Raw genomic sequence first — 16316 nt, forward strand, 5'->3', positions numbered from 1 at the left:
GGAGCACCGCGCGTGACGGCCACGGCGGCGGCGGTCGCGGGCCTGCTCCTGCTCGCCGGATGCACCGGCGGTGACGATGTCGCGAGCCCGACGGCGGGGGCCACCGGCGCCGGCACCGGCGCTGCGACCTCCACCCCTGCGCCTCCGGCGTCGAGCCCGTCGGCCGCCCCCTCGGCGACGACCCCGCCGCCGACCCCGCTGCCGACCCCGCTGCCGACCCCGACCGGCGACACGGGCGGCGAACCGGCCGCGGGCGACCGGTGCACCTCGGCCGTCCTGACGGGGTCGCTGGGTGCGGGCGGGGGAGGCGCCGCCGGCTCGGTGACCCCCGACGTCGTCCTCACCAACACGGGCACGGTCCCGTGCACCCTGCAGGGCTGGCCGGGGGTGTCCCTCGTCGGCGGCGGCGACGGGACGCAGATCGGTGCCCCGGCCGTCCTCGACCGCACCTCGGAGCACCCGACGGTGACGCTCGCGCCCGGCGGCACCGCGCTCGCGGCCCTGCGGATCGCCCGGGCCGACGACTACGACGCCGCGGCGTGCGACCCGCAGCCCGCCGACGGCCTGCGCGTCTACCCGCCGGGGGACACGGCGTCGCTGTTCGTGGAGGCCGAGGGCCTCACCGGCTGCGCCGCCGGCGACGTCACGCTCCTGGAGGTCCAGGCGCTGCGTCCCGCGCGCTGAGACGGGAGGGCGACACCTGCGCGGGGACCGGGCGCTCCCGGCACCACGGGCAGACCCGGCAGGCCGCGACCCAGCAGCGCCGGCACCTCGTCGGGCGGCACGGGTGGCGACAGGACGTACCCCTGGACCTGGTCGCAGCCGAGCCGGGCGAGGTCCGCCAGGTCGTCGGCGGTCTCGACGCCCTCCGCGACCACGCGCAGCCCCAGCGCGTGCGCGAGGCCCACCGTCGCGGTGACGATCGCGCGGCAGCGCGCGTCGGTCGCCATGCCGCGCACGAAGGAGCGGTCCAGCTTGAGCTCGTCGAGCGGCAGGTCCGCCAGGTAGGACAGCGAGCTGTACCCCGTGCCGAAGTCGTCGATCGCCACCTGCACGCCGTCCGCCCGCAGCTCCGCCAGCACGGCGGCGGCGCGCTCGCGGTGGAGCATGAGCACGTCCTCGGTGATCTCCAGCAGCAGCGCGGCGGGCGGCAGGCCGTGCGCCGCGAGCCTCCGCCGAACCCGGACCGCCAGGTCCGCGTCGAGCACGGACGAGGCCGGCAGGTTGACCGCCACGCGGACGAGGTGGCCCCGGCCCGCCAGGACGCCGCCTGCCGGACCGCCGCGTCGAGGACGACGGCGGTCAGCTCGCCCAGCAGCCCGGCCTCCTCGGCGAGCGGCAGGAAGTCCGCGGGCGGCAGCAGCCCGCGCGACGGGTGCTGCGAGCGGACGAGCGCCTCGACCCCTTCCACCGCGCCGCTGCGCAGGTCGGCCTTCGGCTGGTAGTGCAGGACGATGCCGTCGTCCGTCAGCGCGGTGCGCAGCTCGTCGAGGGCCACCAGCCGGCCGCGTCCGCCGTCGTCCGCGGGGACGTGCACGTGCCAGCGGTCGGGGGCCGACCTCGCCCGGTGCACCGCCCCGTCGGCCGCCCGCAGCAGCTCCGCCAGGGTCGGGCCGACGTCCGCGGACGCGGCGGCGCCGGTGCGCACCCGCAGGTGCACCGCGACGCCCTGGTGCTCGAAGGGCTCGACGAGCGCGTCGCGGACCCGTGCGGCCGGCCCGGCGTCGGCCCGCAGGACGAGGTCGGTGGTGGCGCCGCACCCGACGAGGACCGCGAACTCGTCGCCGCCGAGGCGGACCAGGTCTCGCCGGGGGACAGGCAGCCCTCCAGCCGACGCGCGAGGGCGACGAGCAGGCCGTCCCCGGCCTCGTGCCCCAGCGCGGCGTTCACGTGCGTGAAGCCCTCGACGTCCAGCACCAGGAGCACGGCGGGGCGGTCCAGCGCGGCGTGCAGGTGCTCCAGCCCGCGCCGGTTCGGCAGCCCGGTGAGCGCGTCCGTGACGGCCTCGCGCCGGCGCTCGGCAGCGGTGTGGCGCAGCCCGACGACCGCGCGGTGGGTCCGCACCTGGGCGGCCAGCAGCGCCGCCACGGCGACGACGACGGCCGGTCCGGGCACGTCGTCGCGCACGGTGGCCACCGCGGGCACCGCCGCGGCCGCGAGGACCGCGAGGAGCGGGACGGTGAGCGCGCGGTCGTCGCCGCCGTCGCGGTGCTCGGGGCCGCGCCCGACGGCGGTCGTCGCCCGGGCCGTGGCCTCGACCCGCGCCTGCGCCCCCGTGGCGCGCCGGTGCAGCCAGAGGCTCACCAGCAGCAGGCCGACCGGCCAGCCCAGGTCCAGCAGCGAGCCGACGGCGTAGGTGCCCGCGGCCACCTGCTGCGCGTAGACGACGTCGGCGACCACGAAGACGACGAGCCCGGCGACGGGCGGCACCCAGCCGGCCCCGTCCTCGCGGCGCCGCAGGGTGGCCACGCCCGCGACCGCCCCGATGAGCAGGACGTCGCCGAGCGGGCAGGACAGCAGCGCCGGCGCCGTCAGCGGCGCCAGCCCGTGCAGCCCGTCGACGACGGGCCCCAGCGCGGCGGTCGTGACCGCCGCCGCGCCCAGGGCGCCGACGAGCACGTCGAGCCGGGCGGCGCCGCCGCGCGCGGGACCCGGCCGGCGGGCGGCGAGGACGAGGGCCGCCAGCAGCGGCGGGTACAGGCCGGCGTAGCCCAGGTCGGCCGGGGACGGGAACGGCAGGGCGCCGGCCGTCCACGCCACGAGGTAGTACTGGTTGCCGGCCGCGAACGACGTCATCCCCACCGACGCCAGCACGGCCGCGACCCGGCGCCGCCCGCGCAGCCGCACGGCGGACACCCAGGCCAGGACCGTGGGGGCCCAGACCGCCGCAGCCCCGAGCCACCGGTCGACGAGCGGCGTGGCGAGCCCGCCGTCCACCGCGAGGCCGACCGCGTACAGGACCACCACCGCGACCGCCGCCGCGGGCGCCGCCCCCGGGCGACGCCTCCGCGCAGGTCTGCCGGCCGGCATGCGGGCACCTCCCGGGACGCGGCCGGAGGGGCCGTCGACGCGTCCGACCGCTGCTGGACCGGACCCCTCCTCCTTCGGCCGGGCGGGACGCGGTGTGAGCACTGCTCGCACCGCGTCCCCCGTCCGCCGACCCGCGCCGCCACGGCCGCGTCTGGCGAGGACACCACCGGCCCCGTCCCGCGGTGCGGGACGGGGCCGGCAGGTCGTGCTCCGGGCGGCGCCGGTCAGGCGGTCGGCGGCGGGGGTGCCGCGCTCACGTCGACGTCCTCCCGCTGCCGCTCGGCGCGCGCCCCGCGCACCCCGGCGAGCACGGAGGCGACGAGGAGGGCCGCACCGGCCGCGGCCAGCAGGACGATGACCGCCAGGCCACCGTCGACCTGCGCGCCGCCGGCCAGGACCAGGACGCCGATCCCCACGGCCGCCACGACCAGCCCCCACACCACCGTCCCGACGCGTGGGCCGCGCGGGACCGCCGGACCGGAGGCGGTCGCGCCGCCGGTCGTGCTCGTGCCCGTCGCGCTCGTGCCCGTCGTGCTCGTGCCCGTCGTGCTCGTGCCCGTGGAGGGGCCGGCCGCGACGTCCCAGGGTGCGTCGTCCGTGCCGCCGCCCGCCGTGCTGCTCGTGCTGCTCGTGCTGCTCATCTCACTCCTCCTCGACCGTCAGGTCGCCCAGCCCGAGCTGGACGACGAGGTGCAGCTGAGCGTCGTCGCCGTCGGCGACACCCGGCGTGCTGGCGCTCAGCGTGGTGCCGGCGCCGTTGCGCTCCTCGACCACCCCGGCCACGTCCCACCGGATGGTGCCGAGGCCGTTCTCGAGGTCGGCGCTGACGTCCGCCCCCTCCGGCACGACGATCTCGACGTCCCCGGCGCCCACGTCCACCGGGACGACGAGCGTTCCGCTCGTGAGCGGGACCTGCGTGAGGTCGAGCCGCACGTCGCCCAGCCCGGCCTCGAGCCCGGCCCGCGCCTGCGACCGCTCGGTCCACGCGATCTGCTGGTCCGCCACCCGCCGGTCGGGCCCGTCCCACGGGCCCGACGACCAGCCGATCGCCGCGGGCACCGCCACCAGGCCGGTCACGATCCCGAGGAACCCGAGCCACCCGGAGCTGCGCCCCTGCAGGCCGGTGACGACGATCCCCGCACCGACGAGCACGAGCGCCCCACCCGCCGCCGTCAGCCCGACCGGCCAGGCCAGCCGCCCGGACCGCTCGACGAGCAGCAGCACCGCCAGGCCGATGATCGACAGGGCGACGACCACGCCCACGACGCCGGCCGCCGGACCACGGCGCGGCGGCCGCGGGGGTCGGGGCGCCCGCGCCGGGGGTGGCGTCCACCCCTGGCCCGGCCCACCCGTCCCCGACCACCCGGCACCCGACCACCCGGCGCCCGACCAACCGCCACCCGGCGACGCGGCGCCGGGCTCAGCACCCGCACCCGTCACGGGGTCGTCGTGCCCCTGGGGTGCGGGCGGGGTGGGACCGGTCGTCGTGCCGGTCGCCGTAGCGGTGGGCGCCGGCGGCACGACGAGCACCGCCGTCCCCGTCGGGCCTGAGCCGGCACCCGCGGCGCCCGGCGCCGGTGGGAAGGGCCCGTACGGACCGGGGGCCGCAGCCCACGCGGCGGGCGGCGGCCCGCCGGGCACCCCGCCCGGCCGGGAGGTGCCGCCCGGCCGGCGCAGCACCGTCACGACCACCCACACGACGAGCCCGACGAACGCCACCCAGCCGATCGCCCGCAGGACGTGGGCGTCGCCGTTGCCCATCCACCACGCGTCCCCCCGGACGAGGCCCGACAGCAGCAGGGCCCCCGCGCCGACCACGGCGACGTCGAACCGCCCCGCGAGCAGCTCCTCGAGGTGGATGCGCCCGTCGGAGCGCTCGGGCAGCAGCAGCCACGCCACCGCGTAGGCGACGAGGCCGAGCCCGCCGAGCAGCACGCTGACGGCCAGCAGGCCGCGCACGAGGAGCGGGTCGATGCCGAAGCGGTCGGCGGTGCCGGCCGCGACGCCGCCGACCCAGCGGTCGTCGGCACGGGTGACGCCGGAGCGGCGCAGGGCCGCGAAGAAGCCGCCCTCGCGGGCGGGCCGGGGTGCGTCGCTGCGCTGCTCCCCGGTGGAGGTCTGCGTGTCCATGGCCACGATCCTGCTCGCGCGGCACCGGCCGGGGCATCGGGGCCCACCCGGACCCGTCCCTGGTCATCGGGCGCCCTGCCCCTGAGTGCTCCCTGGACGTCCCGTGCCCGGACCCCGGCCCCACCCCGACCCGACCAGCGCGCGACCCTGGTGCCGAGCCGTCCACGACCCTGGTCCTGCCCTGGTCCTCCACCGGAGGGACCTCCGGCGCTCCCGTCACGGCCCCGGGACGTGTGACGATCGGGCCGTGAGCCCCGTCGACCCGACCGCAGCGGGAGGCGCGCCCGTGCGTCCCACGGTGCGCCCCTCGGTGCGTCCCCCCGTGCGGCCGCCCCTGCGCCGGCCCGAGCACGGCCGTCGGCTCGCAGGCGTCGCCGCCGGGCTGGCGGTGCACCTCGGCGTCGCGCGCGTCGGCCTGGTCCGGCTGGTTCTCGTGCTGCTCGTGCCCTTCGGCGGCGTCGGGCTCGCGCTCTACCTGTTCTGGTGGCTGTCCGTCCCCGCCGGGGACCCGTGGGCCGCCTCGGCGCCGGTGCGTCCCGGGGTGCTGGTCCGGCTGGCGCGCCGGCCCGCCGCGGGCGTCCCCGTCGCCGTGCGCCGCTGGCCCGTCGGCGACCTCGTCGTCGGGGTGCTCCTCGTCGTCGGGGCGGGGCTGCTGCTCGCGCGCCGGGCCGGGGTGAGCGCCGACGTGTCCTGGCTGCTGCCCACGATCGTCCTGCTCGTCGGCGTCGTGCTCGCCTGGAGCCAGCTCGACGAGCTGCAGCGCGGCCGGGCCGCCGGCGGGGACGCGGCGCCGACACCACGGCGGCTGTCGCCGGTCCTGCGGCTCGTCGGCGGCCTGGTGCTCGCGGGCGTCGGCGTGCTGCTGCTCGTCGGGGACGCGACCGGCGGCGGCGTCGAGCCCGGCACCCTCGTGCAGTCCGTGGTCGCGGCCGTGGCCGTGCTCGCCGGCGTCGGTCTCGTCGCCGCGCCGTGGTGGCTGCGGCTGGTGCGGGAGCTGGGCGACGAGCGCGCCGCCCGCGCCCGGGAGTCCGAGCGCGCCGACATCGCCGCCCACCTGCACGACTCGGTCCTGCAGACGCTCGCCCTCATCCGCGCCCGCGCCGACGACCCCACCGAGGTCGCGCGGATGGCCCGCGCGCAGGAGCGCGAGCTGCGCGAGTGGCTGTACGACGACCGCAGCGTGCCCGGCACCTCGCTCGCGGCCGAGCTGCGCGCCGTCGTCGCCGAGGTCGAGGACACGCGGACCGGGCCGGAGGGCCAGGCGGTCGTGGTGGACGCGGTCGTCGTCGGGGACCGCGTGCCGGACGCGCAGACCGCGGCGCTGCTGCAGGCCTCGCGGGAGGCGCTCGTCAACGCCGTCGTCCACGGCCGCCCGCCCGTGTCGCTGTACATGGAGGTGTCGCCGCGCAGCGTCGAGGTGTTCGTGCGCGACCGCGGCGACGGGTTCGACGTCGCCGGCATCCCGGCCGACCGCTTCGGCGTGCGCGAGTCCATCGTCGGCCGCGTCCGCCGGCGCGGCGGGACGGCCACCGTCACGTCCTCGCCCGACCGCGGCACCGAGGTCCACCTGTGCGTCCCGGTCGACGGCGCCGTGCCTGCCGACGTGCCCCCCGCCGCGCCGCCCGACACCTCGCACGACACCTCGCACGACGTGCCCCCCGGCCCGCGGGCCGAGCCCGTGCGACCCGTGGCCCCCGCCGGGGCCCCCGAGCAGGAGGTCCGATGACCGAGACCCGAGCGACCGCGACGCCCCTCGCGCAGGACGGCGACGGCGTGAGCGTGGTCCTCGTCGACGACCACCACATGTTCTGCGCCGGCGTGCGCGCCTCGCTCGACGACCGGGTGCGGGTCGTGGGGGAGGCGGCGTCCGTCGACGAGGCGGTGGCCGTCGTGAGCGCGCTGCGCCCCGCCGTCGTGCTGCTCGACGTGCACCTGCCCGGCGGGGACGGCGGCGGCGGCGCCGAGGTGCTGCGCCGCTGCGCGCCCCTGCTGGGCACGACCCGCTTCCTGGCGCTGTCCGTCTCGGACGCGGCCGAGGACGTCGTCGCCGTCATCCGCGCCGGGGCGCGCGGGTACGTGACGAAGGCGATCGACGGGCCGGCCCTCGTCGACGCGGTCGTCCGCGTCGCCGGGGACGACGCGGTGTTCTCCCCGCGGCTGGCGGGCTTCGTCCTCGACGCCTTCGGCACCGCGGCGGGCGACGTGGCCACGGGCGACGACGAGCTCGACCGCCTGTCGGCGCGGGAGCGCGAGGTCATGCGGCTCATCGCCCGCGGGTACGCCTACAAGGAGGTCGCCGCCGAGCTGTTCATCTCGGTGAAGACCGTGGAGACCCACGTGTCCGCGGTGCTGCGCAAGCTGCAGCTGTCCAGCCGGCACGAGCTGACCCGGTGGGCCGCGGCCCGCCGGCTGCTGTGAGGGCGAGCCGTGCCGGGCTGGGGTGAGGCGCTCGTCGCCCTCGCGGTGGTCGTCGGGCTCGTCGGGGTCGTCGTGCAGGTGCTGCCCGGCGCCTTCCTCGTCGCCGGGGCGGTCGTGACCTGGGGCGTGCTGGCGGGCGGGCCCTGGGGCTGGACCGCGGTGACGGCAGCGGTGCTGCTCACCGTCGCGGGGCAGGTCGCCAAGTGGGTGCTGGCGGGCCGGCACCTGCAGCGGGCCGGGGTGCCGAACCGCAGCCTGCTGTGGGGCGGGCTGCTCGGCGTCGTCGGGTTCGTCGTCGTGCCCGTCGTCGGGCTCGTCCTGGGCTTCGTGCTCGGCACGTACCTCGCGGAGCTGGCCCGGCTGCGCGAGGGGCCGCCGGCCTGGCGGGCGACGGTCGCCGCGCTGCAGGCGACCGGCCTGACGATCCTCGTCGAGCTCGCGGCGGCGCTGCTGGTGACCGGGGTGTGGGCGCTGGCGGTCTGGCGGACCTGAGCGGTACCGCCCGAGGGGTGGCTAAGGGGTCGCCGGCACCGCGAAGACGACGAGGTTGTCGACGTAGTGCCCCGTGCGCCGGTCGAACACCCCGTCGCACGTGATGAGCCGCAGCTGCGCGTCCGGCGTGGGGCTGTAGACCTCCGCGGTCGGGAAGTCGGCCTTCGGCGCACGCACCGACCGCTCGACGACGAACCGCCGGTCCGTTCCGTCGGACAGCGTGACGACGACCTCGTCGCCCGGGACGAGGCGCGCGAGGTCGACGAACACCGCGGGGCCGTCCGGGCCGTCGACGTGTCCGGCCACGACGGCGGGTCCCACGTCGCCCGGCACGACGCCGCCCGCGTACCACCCGGCGCTGCCCCACGCGACGGGCGGCGTGATCCGCCCGTCTGCGCCGAGCGTGAGGGTCTCGAGGTCCGAGGCGACGCCGATCGCCGGCACGGTGACGCGGACGGGGACCACCCCACGCGCCGCCAGGGGGCTGTCGACGCCGAGGTCGGGGTCCTGGGGGGCGCCCGCCGCGGCCAGCCCGGGGTCGACGACGGTGCCCGTTCCCGTGCCCGTGCCCGTGCCCGTGCCCGTGCCCGTGCTCGTGCTCGTGCCCGTTCCCGTGCCCGGCGACGCCGTCGTCGGGGCGCTCGGGGACGCCGCGGGGACGGGTCCGCCCGCCCCGGGACCGACGGCGTCCGTCGTCGCCCCGCTCCCGCAGCCGGCGACGAGGGCGGCCGCGAGCACGAGCGGCGCGAGCCGCCGCAGCGGCCCCCGCCCCCGCCCGTCCGCCCTCGTCACCGGGACGTCACCGCGCCGCGGTCGCGCGACGGCGCAGCCCGACCACGGCGGCCGACGCCGCGGCAGCCAGGGCGACGCCGCCGAGCGCGAGCACGCCGGCACCGGGACGCGCCGCGTCGTCGTGCGTCGCGAGCCAGCCGGCACCGGTGTCGACGCCCTGCTGGGGGATCGTGCCGGGGGCGGCGGCGTCGAGCACGGGCTTGACGGTCTGGCGGCCCGACGCCTCGTCGAGCACGAGGAGGGTGCTCACCGTCCCGCTGGCGAGGTCGACCGCCGCGGTGCCGCTGGCGTCCCCGCCGAGGGTGAGGTCCCAGCGGCCCGCCGGCACGGTGGCGTAGCCCGTGGCGGCGCCGGTCGTGGCACCCTGCGCGAGGCTGACGCCCGTGCTGGTCGCGACGTCCACGGAGGGAGCCTCGGTGGAGGCCTGCACGACGCGGATCCGGGCCTCGCCGTCCGCCGGCGGCGTGAGGTCGTCCTGGAGGACGGTCGTCCTGAGGTCGGCGTTGCGGCCGTACGCGGCCACGGTGATGGGCGTGCCGGCCACGACGTCGACGGACTGCGACACCACGGGGGTGCCGGCCGGGTCCGCGCCGGCGGGGACCATCGACACGACGTACGTGCCGGCGGGCATGGCGAGGTAGTCCGACACCTGCCCGTAGGCGACGCCGTCGAGCTCGTAGAGCACGTCGCCGCCGGCGAGGGCGGTCAGGCGCACGTCGACGCTCTTCGTGTCGGGCGACAGGTGCGCCACGCGGGCCCAGCCGTCGGCGGGGGCGGCCTGGGCGGAGCCGGCGGCGGCGAGCGCGAGGCCCCCGGTGAGCAGGGCGCCGAGGCCGGCGGCCAGGGCGCGGGCGGCGCGGCGTGGCCGGGTGGTGGGTGCAGGCACGGGGGTCTCCCTCGTCGGTCCCGCCGGGGCGGGGTCGGATGGTGCGGTGTCGGCGGTGCGGTGGTGCGGTGGTGCGGTGGTGCGTCGATCCTCGCCCGGGGGTCAGCCGCCCGCGCGGTCGGCGCCCGTGACGCCGGGCAGGAGGCCGGCGGGCTCGTCGGGCGAGAAGGTCGCGAGGAGCCCGGCGTCGGTGGACCGGACGTCCGCGGTGGCGGTGAGGCCGTCGAGGCCGCGCAGCCATCGGGTGCCGACGGAGTAGCCCGCGCCCGCGGTCGTGCGGGCGCCGCCGACGGCGGTGACGAGCAGCTGCCGGCGCACGTCGCCGGCGCCGCCGTCGGCCGCCTCGCCCTCGACCGCGGGGAAGGCGCCGACGGTCACGTCCGTTGCGGTGAGCTGCACCGCGAGGGCGACGACGATGCGCGCGTCGACCCGCCCGGACTCGAGCAGCGCGCGGGAGTCGCCCTCGAGCACGAGCCGTGGGTTGCGGGCCAGCTCGGCGCCCGCCGTGGCGCGCGCGACGCGGGACCGCTCGGCGGCGGCGGGGTCGGGGGTGGTGCCGCCCGTCGCGTCCGACCCGGCGCCGTCGGCAGCAGGGGGCACCCGCCGCACGACCACCGCGTCGTCGCCGGTGCCGAAGGTGGCCACGCGCACGCCCACGGCGGCGGGGCCGTCGGTGACCCCCGCCGGCACGACGACGACGTCGGCGCGCGCGGCGTCGGCGAGGGGGACGAGCGTCGCCCCCGGCACGCCGGCGCGGGCCAGGTCGGTGCGGACGGCGTCGTCGGCCGCGACGGTCGCGCCGCCCCGGACGGTGGCGAGCACCCACGCCTGCGCGGCTCGCGTCCGCTCACCCGTGGCCGCGTCATCGGCGTCGGGCACCAGCAGGCCCCGCAGCGACGCCCCGGCCAGCGGCACGGCCGCGACGAGGGCCACCGCGACGAGCACGAGCCACGAGCCGCGCAGGTCGCGGGCGGTGTCGTACGTCGTGCGCAGGCTGCGCGCCGCCGCGTCGGTGACGCCCGCGAGGACGAGGGCGAGCAGCGGCAGCGCGAGGGCGAGGGTCGCGGCACCCGTGCCGGCACCGGCCTCGCGGGCCTCCGCGAGGGGGGCGGCGACGAGCGCCGCGACCGCCACGACGCCCAGCAGCGTCAACGCCCAGGGCCGCAGCCGGCGCACCGCCGTCGCGGTGAGGGTGGCCGCCGTTCCGGCCGCGAGCAGCACGGGGTCGAGCGACCACAGGCCGCCGAGCAGGGCCGCGGCGGTCGCGGGGGAGGACGGCAGCACCCCGGGCCGGCTCGGCGCGACGACGAGGACCCCGACGACCGCCACGACCAGGACGAGGCCCGTCGTGGCGACGGCGGCCACGAGGTGCCGCGCCCCCGCGGGCGCGGACCGCACGAGCAGCACCACGACGAGGGGCGCCGCGAGGAGCGGCAGCGGGACGGGCGGCTGCGCGACGAGGGCCGCCACGGCGAGGGCCGCCGGGGCGCCGACCGCGCCGACGAGCGGCCGCCGGGCGGTGGTCAGCAGCAGGGCCGCGACGAGCCACGGCGTGGCCAGCACGTCGCCGTGCACGGTCCGGTGCGCCACGAGCGCGAGCGGCGGCACCGCGAGCAGCAGCCCGGCGCCGGCCGCGGCCGGTCGCGACAGCCCGATCCGACGGGCCAGCGCGAACAGCAGCACGACGGCGACGAGCGTCGCGGCGAGCGACGCCTCCCGCAGCGCCGTGACGGTGTCGTCGTGCCGGGCCAGCGCACCGGTGAGGGTCGCCCACGCCGCGAGCAGCGGCGTGCCGAGCACGGACCCGGCGGCGCCGGCGACGTCGGCGGTCGGTGCGGACCCCGCGGGGGCGACGAGCGACCACGCCGCCAGCGCGGCCGCTCCCTCGCCGGGCGCCCGGCCGGGGGCCCGGCCGAGCCCGAGCACCCCGACGAGCGCCGCGACCACGACGGTGGGCGCGAGCCAGAGGCCGTCGGCCACGTGCGCGCGGACCCAGGCGTCGGCGGCCTCGAGGGCGCCGGGTGCAGGGTCCTGGGCCGCGTCGAGGTCGTGGTCGCGCCGGTCGTCGGGCCCGTAGAGGGGCCTGCGGAGGGCGGGCTCCGGGCGCGCCAGGACGCCGGTCATCGGGCCACCTCGTGCCGGTCGGCGTCGGTCAGGTCGGGGGTGCGGTCGTCGGGGGTGCGGTCGTCGGCACCGGCCGTGCCGACGCGGGCGGCGCCGGCCTCGTCGAGCAGCCGCAGCAGCTCGGGGACCGAGCCGGCCCGGTCGCCGGCCCGGTCGCCGGTCGCGGTCGCCGGGTCGGCGGCGGCGTCGGCGGGACCGGCGGGGTCCTGCCGGGTGGCGATGTCGGCATCGGCCGCGGGGACGCCGGCGGATCGGGCGTCGTCGTGAGGCGCCGTCGCGGGACGCAGCGCCCGGACCGTGCCGCGCACCGCGGCCAGCGCCGCGGGCACCACCGAGCCGAGCAGCCGCAGCTGCTCGGCGGCCGACGCGGTCCGACCCTGCCCCCGGCGGAGGTCGTGCAGCGCCGCGCCGAGCAGGGCCGTGCGCAGCGCGCCGACGGCGAGCGGGAGCAGCGCCGCGACGAGCACGAGCGCGGGTGCCCCGGTGACGAGGGCGACGACGGGCAGCAGGAAACCGAGCACCACGGCGGCGCCGGGCGCCACCGCGGGACGCCCCACCGTCGCCGGGTGGCCGGTGCGGCGCGTGGCCACGTCGGCGTCGCGCAGGACCGTCACGTGCGCCCCGGCGACCGCGAGGAGCGCGCCGGCCGGGCCCGCGGCGGGCACGTCGCCCGTGAGCCGGTCGAGCGCCGTCCGGCGCACGACGAGCGCGCCGACGGCCTCGTCGTCGGGCTCGGCCGTCGACGCGGTGCCCGACCGGCGCCGCAGGTGCGCCTCCACGTGGGCGCGCAGGTCGGCGGGGGCGTGGTCGTCGGCCGGGAGCCGCTCGACGAGCACCGCGTCGGCGGCGTCCGCGTCGAGCGCGGCGACGCCGCGGGACAGCAGCGTCGGCGGGACGTCGTCCCCGGGGGCGACGACGGCGAGCACGTCGCCCGCCGCGGCCGCCGTGCCGAGCCGGAGCGCGTCCGGCGCGTCCGCGGCGTCGAGGACGAGGGTGCGCGTGCGCTCGGGCCGGTGCGCGGCGGCCACCGCGTCGCGGCCGGCGGCGTCGTCGGCGGAGAGCACGACGAGCACGTCGACGTCGGCGTGCGTCTGGTCCACGAGGCCCGCCAGGGTGCGGGCGAGGTCGTCGGCGGTGTCGGCACGGTCGGGTGCGCCGCCGGGTCCGGCGGGGCGCGCGACGACGACGCCGACGACGTGGGCCGGCCGCCGAAGGAGGTCGGGCCGGCGCGCCCCGGCCGACGGCATCGTCTCCGCCGCCGTCGGGCCGCCGACGAGCCCGCCCAGGCGCCGCAGCAGGACGACCGTGACGACCGCGGCCACCACGACGAGCAGGGCCCACACCAGCAGCGACCCCGGCGACGCGTCCGGCAGGAGCTGCGCGAGCGCGGGGGTCGGGGCGCGCCCCGCCAGGCCCGGGCCGGGGTCGGGCACGGCGGGCAGCGTCGGCGCCTGCGGGGTCAGCAGGGGCGTCGGCGCGGGGGCGGGGTCGGTCACGGTCGTCAGGGGCGTCACGGCGGGCTCCGGGGTCGTGGGGGCGGTGCCGGTCGGTGCTGGTCGGGTGCTGGTCAGTGCTGGTCGCTGCGGGCGGCTGCGGCAGGAGGCCGCGGCGGGAGGGGTGGTGCCGGGGCACGGATCACCCGTCCGAGCGACCCTTCTCCCCGTGGTCCGGAGCCGGGCGTCGCCCGGATGGGTCAACGGTCCGACGTGATCGTCGTCACGGCCACCGGCGGCCACCGGCGACCAGGGACGGTCACGGACGGGCGGTGCACAGGTCGTCCTCGTGTCGCCGGGCGTGTCGGTGGGCACGCCTACCCTGGTACCGCCATGACATCCCTGTTCGAGAACCTCACGCTCTTCGGCGGCACGGGCGGTGCGCCCGCCCCGTCGTCGGTCCCCGCGTCCCCGGGCGCGGACCGTCCTGACGGAGCCACGTCCGCCGTCCCGTCCGGCGTCACGGCCGGCACCCCGTCGGGCCTGCCGCGCGTGGTGCCGCCGCGCGGGGGCGACGAGGGGGACGAGGCGCCGCACGGCGGGCTGTCGGCGGTCGAGCAGGAGCGGGCGGACGCACTGCTCGTCGGGCTCAACCCGCAGCAGCGCGCGGCGGTGCTGCACCACGGCGGGCCGCTGCTCATCGTCGCGGGCGCCGGCTCGGGCAAGACGCGCGTGCTCACCCACCGCATCGCGCACCTGCTGGCCACGCGCCGCGCGCGGGCGGGCCAGGTGCTCGCCATCACCTTCACCAACAAGGCCGCGGCGGAGATGCGCGAGCGGGTCGAGGCGCTCGTCGGCCCGGCTGCCGGCCGCATGTGGGTCTCGACGTTCCACTCCGCCTGCGTGCGGATCCTGCGCCGGGAGGCGGGCACGCTCGGGCTGCGGTCGAGCTTCTCCATCTACGACGCGGCGGACTCGCAGCGGCTCCTGACGCTCGTCTCGCGCGAGCTCGACCTGGACCCCAAGCGCTACCCGGTCAAGGGCCTGGCCCACCGCATCTCGGCGCTGAAGGACGAGCTCGTCGACGCCGACGAGTTCGCGCGCACGTCCGGCGACGGACGGAGCAACGACGCCGACACGGTCCTGGCGCAGGTCTACACGCGGTACACGGCGCGGCTGCGGCAGGCGCACGCACTGGACTTCGACGACCTCATCATGACCACGGTGCACCTCCTGCAGGCGTTCCCGGCCGTGGCGGAGCACTACCGGCGGCGGTTCCGGCACGTACTCGTCGACGAGTACCAGGACACGAACCACGCGCAGTACGTGCTGGTCCGTGAGCTCGTCGGCGGCACCGCGGCCGAGGACGCGGCGGTCGCGGCGGGCGAGCAGGCGCCGTCGGTGCCGCCGGGCGAGCTGACGGTCGTCGGCGACGCCGACCAGTCCATCTACGCCTTCCGCGGCGCCAGCATCCGCAACATCATGGAGTTCGAGGCCGACTACCCGGCGGCCACGACGATCCTGCTCGAGCAGAACTACCGCTCCACGCAGACCATCCTGTCCGCCGCCAACGCGGTGATCAGCAAGAACCCCGGCCGCACGCCCAAGCGGCTGTGGACGGACTCCGGCGCCGGCGCGCAGGTCGTCGCGTACGTCGCGGACACCGAGCACGACGAGGCGCGGTTCATCGCGGGCGAGATCGACCGCCTCGGGGACACCGACGGCGTGCGCCCGGGCGACGTGGCCATCTTCTACCGCGCCAACGCCCAGTCCCGTGCGCTGGAGGAGGTGCTCGTCCGGGTCGGCCTGCCCTACAAGGTCGTCGGCGGCACCCGGTTCTACGAGCGGCGCGAGATCAAGGACGCGGTGGCCTACCTGCGCGCCGTCGCCAACCCGGACGACGACGTCAACCTGCGGCGCATCCTCAACGTGCCCAAGCGCGGGCTGGGGGAGCGGTCGGAGGCCATGGTCGCGGGCTTCGCCGAGCGTGAGCGGATCTCCTTCGGGTCCGCGCTCGAGCGGCTCGACGAGGTCCCGGGCCTCGGGACGCGGGCCGTGACGGGGCTGCGCGCCTTCGCCGAGCTCATGGCCGGGCTGCGGGAGGTGGCGGAGGGCTCGGGGCCGGCGGACGTGCTCGGCGCGGTGCTCGACCGCTCGGGGCTGCTGGCCGAGCTGCGCGCGAGCGAGGACCCGCAGGACGCGACGCGCGTGGAGAACCTCGCGGAGCTGCACGCGGTGGCGACCGAGTTCGAGCAGTCGGACCCCGAGGGCGACCTCGCCGACTTCCTCGAGCGGGTGTCCCTCGTCGCCGACTCCGACCAGGTGCCGACGCCCGACGGCGGCGACACCCCCGGCGTGGACCCCGGCGTCATCACGCTCATGACGCTGCACACCGCCAAGGGACTGGAGTTCCCGGTGGTGTTCCTCACTGGCCTCGAGGACGGCACCTTCCCGCACATGCGCTCCCTCACCGATCCCGACCAGCTCGCCGAGGAGCGGCGCCTCGCCTACGTCGGGCTCACGCGAGCCCGCGAGCGGCTGTACATCTCGCGGGCGGCGGTGCGCACCGCCTGGGGCGTGCCGAACGAGTTCCCGCCGAGCCGCTTCCTCGACGAGCTCCCCGAGGAGCTCGTCGACTGGCGGCGGCGCGAGTCCAGCACCTCCCAGCTGCGCGGCGGCTGGGGCTCGGGCTACGGCGCCGGCGGTCGCCGGTCCGACGGCGGCGGTCGTGCGGCGGCCCCGCGCGAGGAGCGCGCGCCCCTGCCGCGCACCGGCGCGACCTTCGGCTCCGCGACCCCGCGCGCCGACGTGCCGGCGCTCGCGGTGGGGGACCGGGTCACGCACGACTCCTACGGGCTGGGCACGGTCGTCGCCATCGAGGGCGCGGGGCAGAACACGGTGGCGAAGGTCGACTTCGGCTCCGACGGGGTCAAGCGGCTGCTGCTGCGCTTCTCCCCGGTCACCAAGCTCTGAGCGACGAGGGGCCGCCGCGGGCAAGCGCTACCCGCGCG

12 protein-coding genes and 1 pseudogene are annotated in these 16316 nt (G+C 78.8%); 5 read left to right on the forward strand and 8 right to left on the reverse strand.

Annotated elements, in window-relative coordinates:
• The first annotated feature begins 12 nt into the window (after positions 1 to 12).
• Positions 13 to 684, forward strand: a complete 672-nt coding sequence (locus tag AC2TDM_RS04725; RefSeq protein WP_484635950.1) for a DUF4232 domain-containing protein — start codon at positions 13 to 15, stop codon at positions 682 to 684.
• On the opposite strand, the pseudogene AC2TDM_RS04730 reads toward AC2TDM_RS04725, so the two are convergent.
• The 4 genes and pseudogenes from AC2TDM_RS04730 to AC2TDM_RS04745 form a co-directional block, all read right to left on the reverse strand.
• Positions 573 to 1573: pseudogene (locus tag AC2TDM_RS04730) on the reverse strand (putative bifunctional diguanylate cyclase/phosphodiesterase). The gene AC2TDM_RS04725 and the pseudogene AC2TDM_RS04730 overlap by 112 nt on opposite strands.
• Positions 1468 to 3030, reverse strand: coding sequence for a diguanylate cyclase domain-containing protein (locus tag AC2TDM_RS04735; protein WP_484635951.1), 1563 nt, complete (start codon positions 3028 to 3030; stop codon positions 1468 to 1470). Before AC2TDM_RS04735 ends, AC2TDM_RS04730 begins: the two are co-directional and overlap by 106 nt.
• A gap of 224 nt (positions 3031 to 3254) precedes the next feature.
• On the reverse strand, positions 3255 to 3671 hold the full coding sequence (locus tag AC2TDM_RS04740) for a hypothetical protein (protein WP_484635952.1): 417 nt from the start codon (positions 3669 to 3671) through the stop codon (positions 3255 to 3257).
• Position 3672: 1 nt separating this feature from the next.
• Positions 3673 to 5160, reverse strand: coding sequence for a PspC domain-containing protein (locus AC2TDM_RS04745; RefSeq protein ID WP_484635953.1), 1488 nt, complete (start codon positions 5158 to 5160; stop codon positions 3673 to 3675).
• A gap of 247 nt (positions 5161 to 5407) precedes the next feature.
• Here AC2TDM_RS04745 and AC2TDM_RS04750 point away from each other — a divergent pair, with 247 nt between their 5' ends.
• The 3 genes from AC2TDM_RS04750 to AC2TDM_RS04760 are packed head-to-tail and all read left to right on the forward strand — an operon-like array spanning position 5408 to position 8070.
• Positions 5408 to 6886, forward strand: a complete 1479-nt coding sequence (locus tag AC2TDM_RS04750) for a sensor histidine kinase (protein ID WP_425319177.1) — start codon at positions 5408 to 5410, stop codon at positions 6884 to 6886.
• A complete protein-coding gene (locus AC2TDM_RS04755; RefSeq protein WP_484635954.1) occupies positions 6883 to 7578 on the forward strand; it encodes a LuxR C-terminal-related transcriptional regulator in 696 nt (231 codons plus the stop codon). Before AC2TDM_RS04750 ends, AC2TDM_RS04755 begins: the two co-directional genes overlap by 4 nt.
• Before the next feature lie 9 nt (positions 7579 to 7587).
• Positions 7588 to 8070, forward strand: a complete 483-nt coding sequence (locus AC2TDM_RS04760) for a DUF456 domain-containing protein (RefSeq protein ID WP_090034038.1) — start codon at positions 7588 to 7590, stop codon at positions 8068 to 8070.
• Positions 8071 to 8091: 21 nt separating this feature from the next.
• Here the strand turns inward: AC2TDM_RS04760 and AC2TDM_RS04765 are convergent, their stop codons facing one another.
• The 4 genes from AC2TDM_RS04765 to AC2TDM_RS04780 all read right to left on the reverse strand — a co-directional run bounded on the left by AC2TDM_RS04765 (position 8092) and on the right by AC2TDM_RS04780 (position 13386).
• Positions 8092 to 8862, reverse strand: coding sequence for a sortase domain-containing protein (locus AC2TDM_RS04765; protein ID WP_484635955.1), 771 nt, complete (start codon positions 8860 to 8862; stop codon positions 8092 to 8094).
• Positions 8863 to 8869: 7 nt separating this feature from the next.
• Positions 8870 to 9748, reverse strand: coding sequence for a DUF4397 domain-containing protein (locus AC2TDM_RS04770; protein ID WP_484635956.1), 879 nt, complete (start codon positions 9746 to 9748; stop codon positions 8870 to 8872).
• A 102-nt stretch (positions 9749 to 9850) separates the two neighbouring features.
• Positions 9851 to 11872 (reverse strand): hypothetical protein, encoded by a 2022-nt coding sequence (locus AC2TDM_RS04775; protein ID WP_484635957.1) that lies wholly within the window; start codon positions 11870 to 11872, stop codon positions 9851 to 9853.
• Entirely contained in the window at positions 11869 to 13386 is a 1518-nt protein-coding gene (locus tag AC2TDM_RS04780; protein WP_484635958.1) for a glycosyltransferase, read from the reverse strand. The genes AC2TDM_RS04775 and AC2TDM_RS04780 overlap by 4 nt, the downstream gene beginning before the upstream one ends.
• 312 nt (positions 13387 to 13698) lie before the next feature.
• Here AC2TDM_RS04780 and pcrA point away from each other — a divergent pair, with 312 nt between their 5' ends.
• The gene (pcrA, locus tag AC2TDM_RS04785) at positions 13699 to 16278 is read left to right on the forward strand and encodes a DNA helicase PcrA (protein WP_484635959.1); all 2580 of its coding nucleotides are present in this window, start codon (positions 13699 to 13701) and stop codon (positions 16276 to 16278) included.
• The last annotated feature ends 38 nt before the right edge of the window (positions 16279 to 16316 follow it).

This window comes from Cellulomonas sp. plas2 (assembly GCF_057221735.1).